The following is a 19,258-nucleotide window of genomic DNA, read 5'->3' on the forward strand; positions in this document are numbered from 1 at the left end:
GCGCTTATTCGGCGGGTTCGGCGATGAAGGGGCGGTCGGCGGCTTGATCATGCGGCGTGTCGCCCATCGGGGCTTCGTCGCGCAGGTGCCCTGCGATCGTCATCCAGATGTTGTACGCCATGATGATCGCGCCGCTGAGGTACATCAGCCCGCCCGCAGCGCGCAGGATGTACATCGGGTGCAGCGCTGCGACCGTGTCGACGAAGCTGTTCACCAGATATCCGTCAGCCCCGTATTCGCGCCACATCAGGCCCTGCGTGATCCCGGCGACCCACATGGCCGAGGCGTAGAAAACGATCCCCAGCGTCGCGAGCCAGAAGTGCCAGTTGATCATCCGCAGGCTGTAAAGGCGCTCGCGGTTCCACAGGCGCGGGACGAGGAAGTAGACACAGGCGAAGGTGATCATCCCGTTCCAACCCAGCGCGCCGGAGTGGACGTGGCCGATGGTCCAGTCGGTATAGTGGCTCAGCGAGTTCACCGCCTTGATCGACAGCATCGGCCCTTCGAAGGTGCTCATCCCGTAGAAGGCGAGCGCGAGGACCATCATGCGGATGATCGGATCGGTGCGGACCTTGTCCCACGCGCCGTTCAGGGTCATCAACCCGTTGATCATCCCGCCCCAGCTGGGCATCCACAGCATCACAGAAAACACCATGCCCAGGGTCTGCGCCCAGTCGGGCAAGGCGGTGTAGTGGAGGTGGTGTGGGCCGGCCCAGATATAGAGGAAGATCAGCGACCAGAAGTGGATGATCGACAGGCGGTAGGAGTACACCGGCCGCCCGGCCTGCTTCGGCACGAAGTAATACATCATCGCCAGGAAGCCTGCGGTCAGGAAAAATCCGACCGCGTTATGGCCGTACCACCACTGGGTCAGCGCATCCTGCACGCCCGCAAAGGCGCTGTAGCTTTTCGCGCCCATCAGACTGACGGGGAGCGCCAGATTGTTGACCACGTGCAGCATCGCCACAGTGATGATGAAGGCGAGGTAGAACCAGTTCGCCACGTAGATATGCGGTTCCTTGCGGCGCAGGATCGTGCCGACGAACACCGCCAGATAGGCGAGCCACACCACGGTCAGCCACAGATCGACATACCATTCCGGCTCGGCATATTCCTTGCCCTGGCTGATGCCGAGCAGGTATCCGGTCGCGGCCAGCACGATGAACAGCTGGTAGCCCCAGAACACGAAGCGGGCCGTGCCGGGCAGGGCCAGCGTGGCGCGGCAGGTGCGTTGCACCACATAGAAGCTGGTGGCGATCAGCGCATTGCCGCCAAAGGCGAAAATCACCGCGCTGGTATGCAGCGGGCGCAACCGGCCGAAATTGAGATAGGGTTCGAAGTTCAACTGCGGGAAGGCCATTTGCGCGGCGATGAACACGCCCGCCAACAGCCCTGCCAGCCCCCAGAACATCGTCGCGATCACGCCCCAGCGGATCACGTCGTCATCATAGCGGCTTGGCCCCGGAGGCATCCGGAAGATGCTCTGCGCGCGGGCCATCGGGTCATAGGAGGTGGCTGTGGCGATCAGCAGGATCACCGCGACCAGCCCGACAATGCCCATGTGGATGGCAAACCCGCTATCAGGGGTGAGCGCAATGGCAGCGATGCTGGCGAGCAGGACAAGCGCCCAGACCCCCAGCCGCCGAACGACTGTTTCCATGTTGATTATCCCTTTTCGTTGGCCCGCTTCTAGCTGGCCACCGCACTCCGTGTGTTTGACCGAAATCAAATTTGCTTCAGTTTTTCGAAGATCCCTGTTGCCGCCCCGCGATCCGGGCGAGCGCGCCCACATCGCTCAGAACAACCTTTGATCGCCCCTCGGTCGTCACCAGCCCCGCCTCGCGCAGTTCGGTGAGCTGGCGGCTGACGGTTTCGATGGTGAGGCCAAGGGAATCCCCGATATCGCGGCGGCTCATCGGCAGTGCGATGGCGCATTGGCCTTCGTTGCAGTCGGCCAGCCGCTCGGCCATCGAGACAAGAAAATCGGCGATCCGCGCGGATGCGGACTTGTGCCCCATCTGCATCATGCGGGTGCGGCTGCGGTGAAGCGCCTGAAGGCTGCGGGTCAGCACTGATCGCAGCACCGCCGGATCGCCCTGCGCCTGATCGAGGAACCGGTCCGCCGGGAACACCACCAGATCACAATCGACAAGCGCGACGAGGCGGAAATCGCCGTCTCCGCGCCGCAGCACCGAAACCAGATCGCCTGCGAAGTGAAAGGCCAGCACCTGTCCTCCGGGCGCGCCGGTGGCATGGGGCGCGACCAGCTTGGCAGAGCCGCTGTCGATCCACACCAGCCGGTCTTCCTCGGCATCAGGCTCAAGCTGCGCGCCCTTGGGCAGATGCGCCTTCAGTCCCAGTGCGCAAAGCCGGTCGGCTGTCGCCGCATCGCCCGTTCCGGCCGGCAATGCGGCGCGGAATGCGGCAAGCCCGAAGTCGGGCAGCCCGGGGGGCGGAGAGGGGCTGATGGTCGCCATGATGCTGCCGCTTTGGCGCGGCGGTCGGCAAAGGTCTTTGATCCCGATCAATGAGCGCGAGGGGCGGCTGGGGCTATCGGGCGCTGACAGGCAGCAACCATCCTGGGCCGCGAAAGGCGGCCACTGTTGCCGATGAGGACGGATAAAATGAAGAAAATTCTGATGCTTGCCAATACTGCATTGGGCGGCGCAGCGCTGATGCTGGCCGCAATGCCTGCCATGGCGCAGGACGCCGAAAGCGACCGGGCGGGCGATATCCAGATCAAGCTGCTGGGCACCTATGTGGCGCCCGATGGCAAGATCACCGACATCAACGTCAATCTTCCGGGCCTGCCTGCGACCTTGCAGACCAAGGCGAACGACAATGTCACGCCGACACTGGCGATCGAGTATTTCGTGACGAACAACATCTCGATCGAGACGATTGCAGGCATGACCCAGCATGATGTCGACACGTTGGCGGGGCTGCCTGCGGGCGCTGAGTTGGTCTCGAACGCCAAGCTGATCCCGGCGACGGTGACGGCGAAGTATCACTTCGATCTGGGCGGGATTAAGCCATATGTCGGTGCTGGCCCTGCCTATTTCCTGTGGGTCGGTGACAAGCGCGGCGCGGCGACTGTGCCGCTTGGCGTGACGCGCACCGATCTGTCCGACGAATTCGGCGTGGCGCTGCAAGCCGGCATGGACGTGCCGTTGGGCGACAAGGGGCTGGGCCTCAGCTTTGATGTGAAGCGTTACTTCATCGACACCACGGCGCGCTGGTTCGTGGGCAACACGCTGGCGATCGAGACCGAGCACAAGCTTGACCCCTGGGTGATCAGCGCGGGGCTGGCATACCGCTTCTGATCGGACGACCCTTGCCCAAGTCCAAGCCCCGCCAGCCTTGCGCTAGCGGGGCTTTTGCTTGGGGTTAGACCGGCGTTAGACCCCCGCTAGACCCCCGCTAGACCCCCGCTAGACCCCCGCTAGACCCCTCTTAGCCCCAGCGAAATGGAGACAATATGGCAATGTTTCACGTGAAACATTGCCATATTGGTTAAATGCCTCGGGATCAGAAATTGTACTGCGTCGAAAGCTGGATGCGTTGCAGATTGCCGGTCCGTCCGTCTTCCAGCGTGCGGGTCGCATACATCACTTCGATCCCAACATTCAGCGGGCCGACCGGAGTCCAGATCAGATTGGCGAAGGCGTTCCAGCTTTCGTCGGTGACCTGATTGGTGGTCAGCCGAACCGGATTGTCGGCCTTGAAATATGACCCGGCCAGATTGGACCGCAGCTTGTCCGTCCAGACATGGCGGTAGGCGGCAAAGCCCGACCAGGTGAAGATCGGATCGAGCGTCCCGTCCATCTTGATCGCGGCATCATTGACGATGTTGAGGCCGATATAGCGCCCCAGCCCGTCGCCAGCCGTGGCCATGAAGCGCAGATCGTCTTGCGCGCCGACCTTGAGCTTGCCCGACAGGCTGAGGCCATATCCCCACGCCGCATCGTCGACGCCCATCAGATCGTCGGTCGACACATGCAGCTGGCGCACAATCGCGGCCGCCGTGAATTGGCCCCAGTCGCCGCTCCAGTTGTAACGGCCCACGATGTCCGGGATCTGGTCGTCACCGGGCGTGACCATCGCCCCGTTCTGCGCCGTCACCACGGTTTCGGGCTGCTCGACAGCGAGCTGCAAGCCGCCCTTGGTGTAACGGATCAGAGGCTGGCGATCGAACACCGTGCCCGGCGTTACCCCGATGAAATCCAGCGAATCCGGCAGCGCGCCGACATTCTGGAAGGTCGACCAGCCCTGCCCGAAGGTCCAGTTATCGTAATTGATCAGCGCGTGGCGGATGCGCGGCGTGAAGCTGTTGGTGACCCGTTCATTGCCGCCTTCGGTGACGTTGAAATCAAGCTCGATCAGGCTGCTCAGCTTGTGATCGGTGCCGACGTCGGTTTCGGTCTTGAACAGGAAGCGGGTCTGGCGTGCCGAGAAATCGGTGTCGAAGCCGCTCGCCTGGCCACCCACCGGGATGGACGAGGGGAACAGGAAATCGCGCAGGATCGAATTGCCCGCAATCTGCCCGCCGCTGGTGCGCTGGGAGGTCGCATCGAGTTTCACATAGCCGCCATAGGTGACCCGCGTCTTGCCCATCTTGAAGCCTTCGCCCGGCGCAATCGCGAAATCGATCAGCTTGTCGGACATCTCAGCCTGCTTTGCGGAAAGGGTGCGGGTGGTAGCTTCGGTCTCTTCGACCTCGCTGCGCATCGCTTGCTGCTCAGCCCGGATCGCTCCGGTCTCGGCGCGTACCGCTGCGAGCGCCTCGGCCTGCTCGGCCTTCGCGCCAGCCTCGGCATCGAGCCGCGTGATCAGCCCTTCGACCAGCTTCTCCAGCCGGTCGAGCCGCGCATCGACGCTTTGTTCCTGTGCCAGTGCTGGCGCGGCCACCAAGGCGCTCGCCGCCAGCAGCGCGGCCCGCAATGCGTGTCCTGTCACCGTGTGAATCATGAACCGCTCCCGTCCTTGTCTTATGCCGGGGAGACTGGCCCTATTGTCGGGGCGCGGACAGTTAGCGGATGGTCGTAAGACCTTTGTCTGAGGGCGCGGGGCTGGTAGCCTGGTGTAATACGGGGTCAGAATTAGGGAGAGTCGAGATGATCCACGCCGTCGAGCGGCCCCAACCGCACACGCCCACGCATTGCAGCCCCGAGCAATATGCCGCGATGTATCGCGCCTCGGTGGAGACGCCCGATGCTTTCTGGCTGGAACAGGCGCAGCGGCTCGATTGGGACCGTGCGCCGACAGTGGGCGGCGACTGGGCCTATGACCCCGTCCGCATCGCGTGGTTCGAGGATGGCCAGCTCAACCTGTGCCACAATGCGGTCGACCGCCACCTGCCCGAGCACGCTGATCGCACGGCGCTGATTTTCGAGCCTGATGATCCGGCTTCGCCCGGCCGCAGCCTCACCTATGGCGAACTGCACACCGAAGTGGTGCGGATGGCCAACGCCTTGAAAAATCTGGGAGTGAAGCGCGGCGACCGCGTGACGATCTATATGCCGATGATCCTCGAAGGGGTCACCGCGATGCTCGCCTGCGCGCGGCTCGGGGCGGTGCATTCGGTGGTGTTCGGCGGCTTCTCGCCCGAGGCGCTGGCCGGCCGGATCGAGGACTGCGGCAGCCGCTTCGTCATCACCGCGGATGAGGGCCTGCGCGGCGGCAAACGCGTTCCGCTCAAGGCCAATGTCGATGCGGCATTGGGCCTTGCAGCGCACGCCACGCCCGTCGATGGCGTGCTGGTGATCCGCCACACCGGCGGCGCGATCACGATGCAGGAAGGCCGCGACCATTGGCTGGAGGACGTGGCCAGCGATGCCGATTGTCCCTGCGAGGTCATGGGTGCGGAAGATCCGCTGTTCATCCTCTACACCTCGGGATCGACCGGCAAGCCCAAGGGCGTGCTCCACACCACCGGCGGTTACGGCGTGTGGACGGCGACGACCTTCCACTACATCTTCGATTACCAGCACGGCGAGGTATTCTGGTGCACCGCCGATATCGGCTGGGTCACCGGGCACAGCTACGTGGTCTACGGCCCGCTGATGAACGCGGCGACCGCCGTGGTGTTCGAAGGCGTGCCCAATTACCCCGATCACGGACGGTTCTGGGACGTGGTGGACAAGCATCAGGTCAACATCATCTACACCGCCCCCACCGCCATCCGCGCGCTGATGCGCGAGGGCGATCATCATGTGACGAGCCGTTCGCGGGCATCCCTGCGGCTGCTCGGGAGCGTTGGTGAACCGATCAACCCTGAAGCATGGCGCTGGTATTTCGACACCGTGGGCGAGGGCCGCTGCCCGATCATCGACACCTGGTGGCAGACCGAAACCGGCGGCTGCATGATCACCACGCTGCCGGGCGCGCATGACATGAAGCCGGGCAGCGCTGGCCTCCCGTTCTTCGGCATCCGCCCGCAACTGGTCGACAGCGAGGGCGGGGTGCTGGACGGCGCGGCCGAGGGCAATCTGTGCATCACCCACAGCTGGCCCGGTCAGGCGCGCACAATCTATGGCGATCACGAACGCTTCGGGCAGACCTATTTCAGCACCTACAAGGCCAAGTATTTCACCGGCGACGGGTGCAAGCGCGACGGTGACGGGTACTACTGGATCACCGGGCGGGTCGACGATGTCATCAACGTCTCGGGCCACCGCATGGGCACCGCCGAGGTCGAGAGCGCGCTGGTGCTCCACCCCAAGGTCGCAGAGGCGGCGGTGGTAGGATACCCGCACGATATCAAGGGGCAGGGCATCTATTGCTACGTAACGCTCAACGCGGGCGAGGATGGCTCCGACGCGCTGCTCGCCGAGCTGAAGGCGCATGTCCGCAAGGAAATCGGACCGATCGCCACGCCCGATATCATCCACTTCACCGATGGCCTGCCCAAGACACGCTCGGGCAAGATCATGCGCCGCATCCTGCGCAAGATCGCCGAGAACGAATTCGGCGCGCTGGGCGATACCTCGACGCTGGCCGACCCCTCGCTCGTCGAGCGGCTGATCGAGGGGCGGCAGAACGCTTGAGGTTATGACCACAAGGATCGTCATCGCCGATGACCACCCGCTGTTCCGCAGCGCGCTGGCGCACGCGGTGGGGCGGGTGTGGCCCGAAGCGGCAATCATCGAAGCCAGCTCCGCCGCCGAGGCGCGCTTGGCGCTGGCAGAGGGCGGGGCGGAGGCGCTGCTGCTCGATCTGCATATGGCGGACTCCTCCGGCCTCTCGGTGCTGATGGACCTGCGGCAGGATCACCCTGCGCTGCCCATCGTGATCGTCTCGGCCAGCGAGGAGCCGCGCGTCGCGGCGGCAGCGGCGCAATTGGGAGCGGCGGGGTTCATTCCCAAATCCTCCAGCCTCGACGCCATGCGCGAAGGGCTGGCGGCGGTGCGTGAAGGGGACGGTTGGTTTCCCGAAAGCGGTGCGGCAGGCATGGACGATGATCTCGCTCGCATCGCCAGCCTCACTCCGGCGCAGCGGCGCATCCTCGCGGCGATCCGGCAAGGGCTGCTCAACAAGCAGATCGCCTATGAACTCGCGATCAGCGAGGCGACGGTGAAGGCGCATATCACCGCGATCCTGCGGAAGCTGGGGGTCAACAGCCGCACTCAGGCGGTGCTGCTCGCCGCGAAACTCGATGTCGATCAGCCGGTGGCGGACCCGGCGAAGGGGTGAGCCGCCGCCGCGCGCGCCTGCGCGAGAGCCGTGGCGATCAAGGCGCGCAGTGCAGCGGGCGGCGCGGGTTTCAGCAGGATGTTGGCGCCCATGCGCGCGGCGGCGGCCTCGGTTTCCTCGGCGCTTTCCGCGGTCAGCAGGATTACCGGCGGACGGCAGCCCCAGCCTTCGCACAGCATCGCATAGGTTTCGTCTCCGCGTTCCTCACCATCGAGCCGGTAGTCCATGATCGCCACATCGGGCGACTCCGGCGCGGCTGCGCGGGCTTCGATCAGGCTGGCGGCGCAGGTCACCGATAGCCCCCACTTGCCGAGCAGGGCGGCGGTTGCGGCCAGCACCGCCGGATCATTATCCACCACCAGCACCCGCGCGCTGCCAAGCCCTGTTGCGGCGCGGGCGGGCTGGGACTTCGGAGCCACAATCGCCTCCCGCCGCAGTACCGGCAGAGCGAGCGCGAAGCGGCTTCCGCGACCCGGGGTGGAGGTGGTCGCAATCTCCACCTCCAGCAGTCGTGCCGCGCGGCGAACAATGGCGAGGCCAAGCCCCAGCCCCTCGCGGTCGGTCGATGCGCCGCGTTCGAACTCGCCGAAGATGCGCTCGATGTCTTCGGGCGCGATCCCGCGTCCGGTGTCGTGGATGCAGATTTGCGCCAGCCCGCCGCGTCGCCGCACCCCGATCAGCACACCACCCTGCGCGGTATAGCGCACCGCATTGCTGAGGAGGTTGCGCAGCACATCGGTGAGCAGCGCCCGGTCGGCCATCACCCACACGCTCGTGCGCACCCGCCGCAACCGCAGGCCTTTCGCCTGTGCCTGCAAGGTGAAGTCGCGGGCGACATCCTCAAACAATTGATCGAGGGCGATGGCTTCTGGCGCGGGGACGATCCCGCCGCTGTCGAGCTTGGAAATCTCCAGCAGCACGCGGATCAGCCGGTCGGCCGCGACGATCGAGCCGTCGAGATCGCTGACGAGCCGCTCCAGCGCCTGCTGCCCGCTCACTTCCTCGCCCAATGCCGAAGCGAACAGGCGGGCGGCGTTGAGTGGCTGGATCAGATCGTGGCTGGCCGCGGCGAGGAAGCGGGTCTTGGAACGGGTCGCCTCGGCCAGCGCGGCGTTCGCGGCGCTGAGCTGGCGGGTGCGTTCGGCCACCTTGTCTTCCAGTGCCTGCTCGGCCCGGCGATCCGCCGTGATGTCGGTATAGGAGGTGGTGTAGCCGCCGCCCGGCGTGGGCGCGCCGACGATCCGGAGCACACGGCCATCATGCTGTTCGCGCTCCATCCGGTGTTCGCGCCCGGCGCGCATATGACCGAGGCGGCGGGCGACCTGCTCGGCGATTTCGGCCTCTGAAAGCGCGCTTCGGGCAAGGTTGAAGCGGATCAGATCGGCAATCGGCGTGCCAACGCTGACCAGCCTGTCGGGCAGATCGAAGATTTGCTGATAGCGGCTGTTCCACGCCACCAGGCGCATCTCGGCATCGACCAGCGCCACGCCCTGATCGATACTCTCGATCGCTGTCTGGAGCAGGTCGGCGGAGAAGCTGAGGCGGCGGTGCGTTTCGCCAAACATGGCGACGACTTCGGGGAGGGGGATCGGATCGCCGCCCGCCCATGATGCGACCAGCATCCGCGCAGAGGATGTGCCGATGACGCCCGAGATCAACCGCTCGGCCAGCTCCAGCACCGCCGCGTTCGCAGGATCGCCATTGCGCAGGTGCAGCGGGGTCAGCGCGGCATCGGCGCGTTCCCGTCCGACGAACTGGGTAAGCAGCGCGCGCACATCGGCCACCCGTTTCGCTGTAGCGTGACGGGGGAGCTCGCCCGGCATCGGCGTGCCGACAAAGGCGGCGGCCTGCGCCTGATCCAGCAGCGATGGCCGCACCAGGGCCGATACCAGCCAATAGAGCGCGGCGTTCAAACAGAGGCTCAGCACCACGCCCGAGACCAGCGGATCGGGGTGAATGCTGACAGGCGGGGGTGTGCCGCTCGCCGCAGGGAGGATCAGCAGCGCCAGCCACAGCGCAAAGCCGGTGGCAAGGCCTGTCAGCATCCCCGCCCGGTTGCCGTGCTGGCTCACCATGCCCAGCACCAGCCCCGGCGCGAACTGCGCTGCGGCGGCAAAGGCGAGCGTGCCGAGCCCGGCGAGATCGGTGATACCGGCAAATCCGCGATAAAAGGCATAGGCCGCCATGAGCAGCGCGGCGATCACCATGCGGCGGATCAGCAGCAACCGTCCCGGCACGCGGCTGCGGTCGCCCCGCCCTGCAAGTGTGCGGCGCAGCAGCAGCGGTGCGATAAGATCATTGGTGATCATGATCGACAGCGCGACGCTCGCCACCACGATCATGCCCGCCGCCGCCGAAAGGCCGCCGATGAACACCACGATGGCGAGCATCGGTACATCGCTGGCGAGCGGCAGGGCGAGCACGATGGTGTCGGGATCGGTGCCCGCGGGCAGCATGGCCTGCCCGGCCAGAACGATCGGCACGATCACCGCGGCGGTCAGCGCGAGATAGGCCGGGAACACCCATCGCATTGCCCGGCCGGTGCGGTCTCCGGGGGCCTCGATAAAGCTCATGTGGAACTGGCGCGGCAGGCACAGGATCGCGGCCGCAGCGATGACCGTCAGCACCGCAAAGCGCGCGTCGAAGGGATCGGCGGCGAACAGGGCAGGGGCGGCGGGCAGAGCAAACCCGTCACTGCTCGCCAGCAACCCCACCGCCAGCGCGCCGACCACCAGCAGCGCTGCGAGCTTCACCACCGCCTCCACCGCAATCGTCAGCACCAGACCTGCATTGTCGCCTGCGCGGTCGGCGCGGCGCGAGCCGAACAGGATCGCAAACAACCCCATCAGCACCGCGACGATCAGCACCAGCTCGTCCGCAGCGACCTGCGTGCGCAGACTCGGGTCGAGCAGCAGCAGCGCGGCGCCCACCGATTCCATTTGCAGCGCCATGTAAGGCAGCGTTCCGCAGGTCGCGATCACCGTCACCAGCGCTGCGAGGCTCGCGCTTTTGCCGTAGCGTGCGGAAAGGAAGTCGGCGATCGAAGTGGAATGCTGCGCCTTGGCCTGCGCGAGGATCTTGCGCACCAGCCCGAAGCCGAGGGTGAAGACGAGGATCGGGCCGAGATAGATCGGCAGATAATCAAGACCTGCCGTCGCCGCCGTGCCGACCCCGCCGAAGAAGGTCCAGCTTGAACAATAGACCGCCAGACTGAGGCCGTAGATCGTGCCCGCATGGCGCGTCAGCCAGCCGCCAGCCGCTTGCCTGTCACGCCACGCGGCAAGCCAGAACAGCGCGCCCAGATAGAGTGTCGCGGCGGCCAGCGCCGCGCCCAACATCATGTCAGCCTCCCCTCGCTCGCGGACGACAAGTTACTGCAAGGCGTGCGCAAAGCAAAGAGGCGGCACCTTGCGGTACCGCCCCTGCTTGTGGTCCACCGGTGCTGGATCAATCGTCGATATTCCGTCTGAAAGTCTCGGGCAGGAACAACAGCCCGATCACCACGGTGGCCGCGCAGATCGCCACCGGATACCACAAGCCGAAGTAGATATTCCCGGTCGCCGCCACCATCGCGAAGGCGGTGGTTGGCAGGAAACCGCCGAACCAGCCATTGCCGATGTGGTAAGGCAGGCTCATCGCGGTGTAGCGGATGCGGGTGGGGAACAGCTCCACCAGCAGCGCGGCGATGGGTCCGTAAACCATCGTCACCAGCAGCACGAGATAGGTGAGGATCGCGATCACCACCGGGGTGTCGATGGCGTCGGGATCGGCCTTGGCCGGGTAACCCGCCTTGGCCAGCGCCGCCTTCAATTCGTCCTGATAGGCGGTGATGGCGGCCTTGCGTTCGTCGCCTGCAAGCTTGGCCGGATCGGGAGCGACGAAGGTCTGCGCGCCGATTGTGATCTGCGCGATGGCCCCTGCGTCTGCCTCGACCTTAGAGTAGCTGACGCCGCTCTTCGCCAGGAAGGATTTGGCGATGTCGCAGCTTTTGGCGTCGAACTTGTTCTTGCCGATGGGGTCGAACTGCACCGAGCAATCGGCATCATTGACGATGACACTGACCGGAGCCGTCGCCTGTGCCTTGGCAAGTGCCGGATTGGCCGCTTCGGTGAGGGCGTGGAAGGATGGGAAGAACGTCACCGCCGCCAGCGCACAGCCCGTCAGAATGATCGGCTTGCGTCCGATCTTGTCCGACAGCCAGCCGAAGAAGATGAAGAACGGCGTTCCGATGGCGAGTGCGACGGCGATCAGGATATTGGTCGTCGCCCCGTCTACCATCAGGACTTTTTCAAGGAAGAACAGCGCGTAGAACTGGCCGGTGTACCACACCACCGCCTGCCCCGCGACTGCACCGAGCAGCGCGATCAATGCCCAGCGGCCGTTCTTCCAGTTGCCGAAAGCTTCCGAGATCGGCGCCTTGGAATTGGTGCCTTCGTCCTTCATCTTCTGGAAGACCGGGCTTTCCTGAAGCTGCATCCGGATCCACAGCGACACGCCGAGCAGCAGTGCCGAGATCAGGAACGGCACGCGCCAGCCCCATTCCTTGAAGGCTTCCTCGCCGATCATGGTGCGGGTGCCGATCACCACTAGCAGCGCGGCGAACAGGCCCAGCGTCGCAGTGGTCTGGATGAAACTGGTGTAGAGCCCGCGCTTGTTGTTCGGCGCGTGTTCGGCAACATAAGTCGCCGCGCCGCCATATTCGCCGCCGAGCGCAAGGCCCTGCAACAGCCGCAGCACCACCAGCATGATCGGGGCAGCCACCCCGATGCTGGTGTAATTCGGCAGCAGGCCAACGGTGAAGGTGGCAAAGCCCATCAGGCCCATCGTCACCAGGAAGGTGTATTTGCGCCCGACCATGTCGCCCAGCCGCCCGAACACCAGCGCGCCGAACGGCCGCACCGCAAAGCCTGCGGCAAAGGCCGCCAGCGCGAAGATGAACCCGGTGGTCTCGTTCACCCCCGAGAAGAATTGCGCCGAGATGATCGTGGCCAGCAGGCCGTAGAGGTAGAAATCGTACCATTCGAAAACCGTGCCCAGCGACGAGGCGAGGATGACGCGCTTTTCCGTCCCCGTGACCTTGTGATGCTTGGGCAGGGCGCCATCATATGCCGTCGCCATTGTCCGTCTCCCGCTCGTTTGCTCGATCCCCTGAGCGGCAGGCATGGCCGCGAGGCCGCACCATGCCGCTCCTGTCGAGGATTGCAAAGTCGCGCGTTACGGGTGTGGACGATAGCTAGACCTTGGTCGCATGCCTGCGACCGGCACGGCTCTATTCGAGGGCGGAGAAGGTGTAGCGCAGCTGCGCCGTTTCGATCACCAGCTGACGCCCGTCGAGCGTGGTGATGAACCGTTCGGCTTCGCTGAGGCCGGCGAGTTCATCGCCGAAGCTCGGCTGGGGGCAGAACATCTTGGTGCCGGCGACCGGCCCGATGCTGATGCTGCCCGCGCCGCTCGCCGGCTGGCCCGCAGTCCAGGTGGAGCGCCCGCGGTTGCAATCGAGCTGGAGCTGCATTTCGCCTCCGTCACCGAAGGCGATGGTGTGGCGGCGCTGCACCGCAGGCGTCAGCGTGGTGGTGCTGCCCGACGTGTCGATGGCAACCAGCTGCCACTCGGTCCCGGCCAGCGGGTGGCTGTCGGGAATGGTCATGCAGCCTGCAAGCGAAAGCGTGGCGGCAGAGGCGGTGAAAGCGGCACGAAACGTCATCCCTGTTGCTCCTTGGCAGGTATCAGCCCGTCAATAACGCGCGATCCTGAATGCAGGCAGTCCGGCATTGTTTGAGGGCACGAAAAAACCGCCGGAGCGCGAACTCCGGCGGCTTATCTCGCTCAAGCGGCGAGCAATCAGGCTTCGCGGGTGCCCGACAGCGGCATCGCGCCGAAAGCGCCTGCATTGACCGAACCGGTCAGCGTGTCGCCATCGATGGTCGCTTCGCAATCGAGCGTCATCGGCATGGGGACGACCATGTTCATCTTCCACGAGATGGTGTTGCCGCTGACAGTGCCGCCCGCGATGTCCATCGAACCGAGGCTGCCGACCAGCGAGCCGCTGAAGGTGTCGCCATCGGGAACCACGGTGAGGGTGCCGGTCTGGTCGCCCATCGGGCTCTTGACGATGGTCTTGTAGGTACCTGCAACAGACATAAACCACTCCTTGGGTTTGGTGCGGACCTTGGGTGACCCGACACTTCTGGGTGCGCTATTTACACTCATGTCAGCGCGCTTCAACCGGATTTCGGCTGAAGCGCGCTGCCGATGCGCTGTTTATTCGCCTTCCATCTCGCGCTGTTCGATCGGCAGGCCGAGCGGTTCGAGCTGGGCACGCACCTTGCTGGCATCGCCGACCACGACCCACACGAACTTGTCGGTGTCGATCGCGGCACGGGCGGCGGCATCGAGCGTTTCGGTGGTCTGCGCACGGTAGATGCTGGCGAGCGTTTCCTGATAGGTGTCGGGGCGGCCGAACAGGGCATTGCCCTGCATCGCGCCGAGCACCGCGGGCGAGGTTTCGAACCGGCCCGGCAGCGCGCCGACTTCCGACGCGATGTTGCGGGTCAGCTCTTCAGCGGTCACGCCCTTTTCCGTGAGGAATTCGCGGGTTTCGCGGATCATCTCGGCGACCGAATCCCCGGTGCGGTCCGCCTGAACGCCGCCCGATATCGAGTAGATCACCGCATTCTCGCGCGCCTGCGTGCCGCCGCGTACGCCGTAGCTCCAGCCCTTGGTCTCGCGCAGGTTCATGTTGAGCCGTGCGAGGAAGTTGCCACCCAGCGAGTTGTTCGCGCTGTTGAAGGCCACAAAGGCCTGATCGCCCGCATCAAGCGGCGTGATCTGCGCGCCGACGATGAAGCTCTGCGGCGAATTGGGGCGGTTCACCAGAATGATGCGGTTGCCCTGTGCTTCCTTGCCAGCGGGGAACTGCTTGACGCCCTTGGGCGTGGCAGGTGCCTTCCAGTCACCGAAGGCCGCGTTGAGCGAGGTCACGATCTCGGCCAGCGGCTTGTCCGAAATGACGAAGACTTCTCCATTGTCCGGACGGATCCAGTTGTCCTTGAAGGCGAGCAGATCGTCGCGGGTGATGCTGCTGACGCTCTCCACCGTGCTCACCCCGCCATAGGGGTTTGCAGCCCCGAACAGTTCGGGGGTGATGGTGCGCTGGGCGATACCCTGCGGCGATTTCATCGCCTGGCGGATGCCGGTGACGGTCTGGGTGCGCACCCGCTCGAGATCGGCCGGGTTGAAGGCCGGCTCGCGCATGATCTGGCGCATCAGGTCGAGGCTGGGCGAGAGGTTGGCGGTCAGCGCCGAAAGCGTGAAGGTCGACCGGTCATCGCCGCCGCCGACCGACACGGTCGCACCGAGACGCTCGCCCGCTTCGGCGATCTGCTGCGACGAAAGCTTGGCGGTGCCTTCGTCGAACAGCGACATGGTCAGGCCTTCCAGCCCGCGCTTGTCGGCCGGATCGGCCGCGCCGCCCGCGTTGAAGGTCATCGCCACATAGGTCGCGGGCACCGCGTTGCGGCGGGCATAGGTGACCTTCATCCCGTTCTTGAGCGTCGCGCGCTCGAGCGTGGGGAAATCGAGTTCAGCGATGGAGTCGATCGCAGGCTTGGGCCGTTCGGCCGAGACGTTGATGGTCTCCGCCGCACGGTCGCGCTCGGAAGCGTTTTCGCCATCGGCTGCGACCGATGCGGCTTCCTCGTAGGAAGCGTCGCGTGCGCCGGGTTCCAGCACCACGGTCATCGCCGGGCGGGTCATCCACTTGGCCATCGCCGCCTTGACGTCAGCCGGGGTCAGCTTGGCGAGCGTTTCGAACTCGCGGGCGTAGAATTCCGGGTCGCCCGCCAGCACTTCGCCTTCGGCGAGGGTCTGGGCCTTGCCCGAGAAGCCGCCGACCTGCTCCAGCCCGCGGATCGTGCGGGCGAGGTTGCTGGTGACCGCGCGGCGGACTTCGTCCTCGGTCGGGCCTTCGGTGATCAGCTTGTTGACCACCGCATCCATGCGCGCTTCGAGCGCGGCAAGATCAACGCCGTCCTTGGCGGTCGCTTCGACGCTGAGGAAGCCGACGCGCTGGAAGGCGGAGTTGCCCGCGGAAACGCCAACCGCCAGCTGCTCTTCGCGCACCAGCGTGTTGTCGAGACGGCTGGAGGCGAGACCGCCGAGGATCGAGGCACCGACGTCAAGCGCGATGCGGTCCTTGCCGGTCAGGCCTTCAACCGCCCAGTAACGGGTGATGCTGGTGGCAGCGACCTGATCCTTGAAGGTCTTGCGCACCGGTTCGGCAAGGGTCGGCACATCGGCCTGGGCCGGATCATTGACCGGGCCACGCGCGATGGCGCCGAAATACTTCTCGACCAGCGGACGCGCTTCGGCAGCGGAAATGTCGCCTGCGATCACCAGCGTGGCGTTGTTCGGGCCGTAATTCTCGGTGAACCACGCCTTCACGTCCTCCATCGATGCGGAATCGAGGTCGGCCATCGAGCCGATGGCTTCGTGCTGGTAGGGGTGACCATCGGGGAACAGGGTCTTGAGCACATCGTAGAAAACGAGACCGCCGGGCTCGTTGTCGCCCTGACGCTTTTCGTTCTGCACCACGCCGCGCTGGTTATCGAGCTTGCCCTGCGTCACTGCGCCGAGAAGGTAGCCCATGCGGTCGCTTTCCAGCCACAGCGCGCGTTCCAGCGCGGGGCGGGGCACGGTCTGGAAGTAGTTTGTGCGGTCGAACCAGGTGGTGCCGTTGTAATCGGTCGCGCCCATTTCCGCGAGATATTCGAAATAGTCGTTGGGGGCGTTTTCCGACCCGTTGAACATCAGGTGCTCGAACAGGTGGGCAAAGCCGGTCTTGCCCTTGGGTTCGTCCTTCGAGCCGACATTGTACCACACGGTCACGTTGACGATGGGAGCCTTGCGATCTTCGTGCACCAGCACCTTGAGGCCGTTCGCCAGCTCGAACTGCTGGTAGGGGATCTTCACCTGCGAAACGAGCGTCGGCAGATCGGCTGTCGCCTGCGGGACGGCGCTGGCCTGAGCCTTGGTCTGGGCAAGTGCGGGAGCGAAAGGCACGGCAAGCGCAAGGGCAAGCGCCGAGAGGCTGGCGGCGGCAAAACGGTGGGTCATTTGACGAAGGCTCCGGTGAAGAGATCAGGCGAAAGATCGGCGCCGGTCAGCGCGCGTTGGTAATGGTGCGGCGCTTGCTGGCTTTCGCCAGCAGATCATCGCGCCAGAAATGCACAGGCTTCAGTTTATGATCGACGAACAGCTGCATCTGGTCGGTATAATGCGGACTCGCCGGCCGAGTGCTCGCCGCGCCGAAGGGTTGGATTGAGCGTGAGGATACCCGCTGGCCGGGTGCCCATTCGATCCACATGATGAAGCTGTCACCATGCTTGAGGCTGAGCCGCCCATCCTCGGCCACGTCCCAGGTGGTCGATGCGCGCAGCGTGTCCGAGCCGCCGTCCAGTGGCAGGTCGAGGTCGCCCTGCCGCAACCGCAACAGATCGCCCATCGGCGGATCAAGCCGGCCGAAATGCGTCTTCAGGTGGTCGGCAGCGGCTTGCAGCTTTTCGGCCACGTCGGGGAAGGGCTTGTTGTTGTAATCGGCGGCCATGAAGTCGCGGATGATCAGCAGGGCCAGGGCATCGGCGCGTCCCTTGTTGTCGGCGGTGAAGTCCCAACTGACCAGCAGATCGCGCGCTTCGGCCAGCTGGCCATCGGCCTTCAGGCCCTCAAGCGCATCGAACAGGCGGTCGACATAGCCTTCGCGTTCGTAGCCGGTGTCGTACTTGATCCGCTCGAGCGTCGCACGGTCGAGCACCCGCGCTTCCGAAAGCAGCTTGAAGGCGCGCCATGACCGGTTGGTTTGCTTGAGTTCGATACCCATCAGCGGCGCAAACGCCTGAGGGGCAAGATCGCTCCCGGCGCCCGCTGCGGTGAAGGGGGTGTTGTTCGAATTGTAGAGCCACCCGCTCGCCGGGTTCACGATGCGGGGCAGGGTTTTGTAATCTACTGCGCCCTGCCAGATCAGGTCAGACCGGTCGCCGGGGAGCACATTGCGCCAGTCGGCCTTCACACCCTCGGGCCGGGCGGGGATCGCGGCGTTGTAGACATAGGCGATGGTGCCGGTCTGGTCGGCATAGATGAAGTTTGTCGAGGGGATGGCAAGGCGCGACAATTGCGCTTCCCATTCGGCAAAGGTCTTGGCCTTGTTGATCCGGTAATAGGCGTCCAGCTGGCCGAGCTGGCCGATACCGCCGTAGCGGATGGCAAATGCGCCCTTGTCGTTCTTGATGACCGGGCCGTGGACAGAGCGCAGCACTTCCTTGCGGATCGGCAGAACCACGGGGCCGATCTTGACCGGCAGGGTCACCCACTTGCTTTCCAGATCGCGCCATTGCCCGTCGAGCTTGTAGCGGGTGCCGGTGTCGTCGAGTTCCAGCTGGTAGACGTCGATCATGTCGGGCGTGTTGACCGTGTTGGTCCAGCCCAGATGCTCGTTATGGCCGAGGAAGGGGAAGGGCGATCCCGGGAAGTTCGCGCCCGCGAAATGCCAGCCCTCGCCGCTTTCGACGACCAGTTCGTACCACGCCACGCCGCCGCGCAGCGGCTGGTGCGAATTGGAGATGAGGGTGGTCGTCCCGCCTGACTTTTCAGGAGCAACAGCAAAGGCATTGGAGCCGAGATGTTCGGCATCCTCGCCCAGCGGCAGCACGAGCGTGCGGGCCTGCTTGGGCGCAGCGTCAGTCGCGTCAGGCGCAGCGCCCGACAGCGGCGGGCGGGGGAAGCCGGGAATGTCGGGGCCATGCTCGCGGCGCAGGTCTTCGCCTGCCACCAGCGGTCCGATCACGCCATCAAGCCCGAAGAAGAACGGCTGGCGCAGCGAGAATCCGGCAGCGACGTCCATGCCGTTCACGGGGAACAGGTTGGCCAGCTTCACCTCGCCCGGATGCTCGTCGGCATATTGGTTGAGCCCGGCGGCATAGGCTTCGAACAGCGCGCGGGTATCGGCAGGAAGCTTGGGGTACTCCCGCTCCGCCGTGCCGCGGGCGTCGATCAGGTGGTAGGCGTAGTCGATCTTCGCCCCTTCCTCGCCCGCAATCGCGCCATACCGCCCGCGGGCCATGGCGACCACGTCCTGAAGCGTGAAGAAATCGTCCTCGGCATGGGCAATGGCCACGCCGTAAGCCGTGTCGGCATCGGTCTTGCCGTAGATATGCGGCACACCGAAATCGTCGCGGATGATTTCTGCAGCATAGGTGCGGGCGGGTGCGGTGTTGGCCGCGGTGGCCATGAACGGCTCCCACGTGGCAAGCACCACCACCGCCAGCAACAGCACCCCCACCAGCGCAAAGGCGCCGCGCTTGACCCAGATCATGTCCGATTTCTCTCCCAAACCGTATGACCGCTCCATCGCGTGGCGGCGGGATGAGGTCAAGGCGTGCAGGTGCCTCTTGCCTTGGACAAGGTTTGAACCCACCTAGTCGGGTAATACACCTGCCTTGCGATTTTTTGGCACCAGACCTTGTGTGGCCAATGTGCAACACTATCTGCAAGCGGTAACCTTTGGAGGGGT

At 65.0% G+C, this 19,258-nt stretch carries 12 protein-coding genes; 3 read left to right on the plus strand and 9 right to left on the minus strand.

What is annotated here, in order from left to right; all coding sequences use genetic code 11:
- Positions 1-4: 4 nt before the first annotated feature.
- On the minus strand, positions 5-1,660 hold the full coding sequence (ccoN, locus tag KVF90_RS07705) for a cytochrome-c oxidase, cbb3-type subunit I (RefSeq protein ID WP_264394264.1): 1,656 nt from the start codon (positions 1,658-1,660) through the stop codon (positions 5-7).
- A gap of 76 nt (positions 1,661-1,736) precedes the next feature.
- On the minus strand, positions 1,737-2,477 hold the full coding sequence (locus KVF90_RS07710; protein ID WP_264394265.1) for a Crp/Fnr family transcriptional regulator: 741 nt from the start codon (positions 2,475-2,477) through the stop codon (positions 1,737-1,739).
- A gap of 162 nt (positions 2,478-2,639) precedes the next feature.
- On the opposite strand from KVF90_RS07710, the gene KVF90_RS07715 reads away from it, so the two are divergent.
- A complete protein-coding gene (locus KVF90_RS07715) occupies positions 2,640-3,323 on the plus strand; it encodes an OmpW/AlkL family protein (RefSeq protein WP_264394266.1) in 684 nt (227 codons plus the stop codon).
- 205 nt (positions 3,324-3,528) lie between these two features.
- Here the strand turns inward: KVF90_RS07715 and KVF90_RS07720 are convergent, their stop codons facing one another.
- Positions 3,529-4,968, minus strand: a complete 1,440-nt coding sequence (locus tag KVF90_RS07720; protein ID WP_264394267.1) for a DcaP family trimeric outer membrane transporter — start codon at positions 4,966-4,968, stop codon at positions 3,529-3,531.
- Between the two features lie 146 nt (positions 4,969-5,114).
- Here KVF90_RS07720 and acs point away from each other — a divergent pair, with 146 nt between their 5' ends.
- Positions 5,115-7,046, plus strand: coding sequence for an acetate--CoA ligase (gene acs / locus KVF90_RS07725; protein ID WP_264394268.1), 1,932 nt, complete (start codon positions 5,115-5,117; stop codon positions 7,044-7,046).
- A gap of 4 nt (positions 7,047-7,050) precedes the next feature.
- Positions 7,051-7,692, plus strand: a complete 642-nt coding sequence (locus KVF90_RS07730; protein WP_264394269.1) for a response regulator transcription factor — start codon at positions 7,051-7,053, stop codon at positions 7,690-7,692.
- Here KVF90_RS07730 and KVF90_RS07735 read toward each other — a convergent pair.
- From KVF90_RS07735 to KVF90_RS07760, 6 genes are all read right to left on the minus strand, one after another.
- Positions 7,662-11,033 carry a PAS-domain containing protein gene (locus tag KVF90_RS07735; protein WP_264394270.1) on the minus strand — a complete coding sequence of 1,124 codons (3,372 nt, stop codon included), beginning with the start codon at positions 11,031-11,033 and terminating at the stop codon, positions 7,662-7,664. The genes KVF90_RS07730 and KVF90_RS07735 overlap by 31 nt on opposite strands.
- Positions 11,034-11,139: 106 nt before the next feature.
- Positions 11,140-12,810, minus strand: coding sequence for an MFS transporter (locus tag KVF90_RS07740; protein WP_264394271.1), 1,671 nt, complete (start codon positions 12,808-12,810; stop codon positions 11,140-11,142).
- A gap of 151 nt (positions 12,811-12,961) precedes the next feature.
- Entirely contained in the window at positions 12,962-13,396 is a 435-nt protein-coding gene (locus KVF90_RS07745) for an META domain-containing protein (protein WP_264394272.1), read from the minus strand.
- 137 nt (positions 13,397-13,533) lie between these two features.
- On the minus strand, positions 13,534-13,833 hold the full coding sequence (locus KVF90_RS07750; RefSeq protein WP_101791671.1) for a hypothetical protein: 300 nt from the start codon (positions 13,831-13,833) through the stop codon (positions 13,534-13,536).
- A gap of 120 nt (positions 13,834-13,953) precedes the next feature.
- Positions 13,954-16,806 (minus strand): M16 family metallopeptidase, encoded by a 2,853-nt coding sequence (locus KVF90_RS07755; protein WP_264394273.1) that lies wholly within the window; start codon positions 16,804-16,806, stop codon positions 13,954-13,956.
- 46 nt (positions 16,807-16,852) lie between these two features.
- Positions 16,853-19,060 (minus strand): acylase, encoded by a 2,208-nt coding sequence (locus KVF90_RS07760; protein ID WP_264394274.1) that lies wholly within the window; start codon positions 19,058-19,060, stop codon positions 16,853-16,855.
- Between the last annotated feature and the right edge of the window lie 198 nt (positions 19,061-19,258).

This window comes from Porphyrobacter sp. ULC335, assembly GCF_025917005.1.
Taxonomy (GTDB): domain Bacteria; phylum Pseudomonadota; class Alphaproteobacteria; order Sphingomonadales; family Sphingomonadaceae; genus Erythrobacter.

Coding starts and splice junctions, on each gene's coding strand:
- KVF90_RS07715 (WP_264394266.1), top strand. CDS start 2,640: ATGCTTGCCAATACTGCATTGGGCGGCGCAGCGCTGATGCTGGCCGCA.
- KVF90_RS07730 (WP_264394269.1), top strand. CDS start 7,051: ATGACCACAAGGATCGTCATCGCCGATGACCACCCGCTGTTCCGCAGC.
- KVF90_RS07755 (WP_264394273.1), bottom strand. CDS start 16,806: ATGACCCACCGTTTTGCCGCCGCCAGCCTCTCGGCGCTTGCCCTTGCG.
- KVF90_RS07745 (WP_264394272.1), bottom strand. CDS start 13,396: ATGACGTTTCGTGCCGCTTTCACCGCCTCTGCCGCCACGCTTTCGCTT.
- acs (WP_264394268.1), top strand. CDS start 5,115: ATGATCCACGCCGTCGAGCGGCCCCAACCGCACACGCCCACGCATTGC.
- KVF90_RS07750 (WP_101791671.1), bottom strand. CDS start 13,833: ATGTCTGTTGCAGGTACCTACAAGACCATCGTCAAGAGCCCGATGGGC.
- ccoN (WP_264394264.1), bottom strand. CDS start 1,660: ATGGAAACAGTCGTTCGGCGGCTGGGGGTCTGGGCGCTTGTCCTGCTC.
- KVF90_RS07735 (WP_264394270.1), bottom strand. CDS start 11,033: ATGATGTTGGGCGCGGCGCTGGCCGCCGCGACACTCTATCTGGGCGCG.
- KVF90_RS07720 (WP_264394267.1), bottom strand. CDS start 4,968: ATGATTCACACGGTGACAGGACACGCATTGCGGGCCGCGCTGCTGGCG.
- KVF90_RS07710 (WP_264394265.1), bottom strand. CDS start 2,477: ATGGCGACCATCAGCCCCTCTCCGCCCCCCGGGCTGCCCGACTTCGGG.
- KVF90_RS07740 (WP_264394271.1), bottom strand. CDS start 12,810: ATGGCGACGGCATATGATGGCGCCCTGCCCAAGCATCACAAGGTCACG.
- KVF90_RS07760 (WP_264394274.1), bottom strand. CDS start 19,060: ATGATCTGGGTCAAGCGCGGCGCCTTTGCGCTGGTGGGGGTGCTGTTG.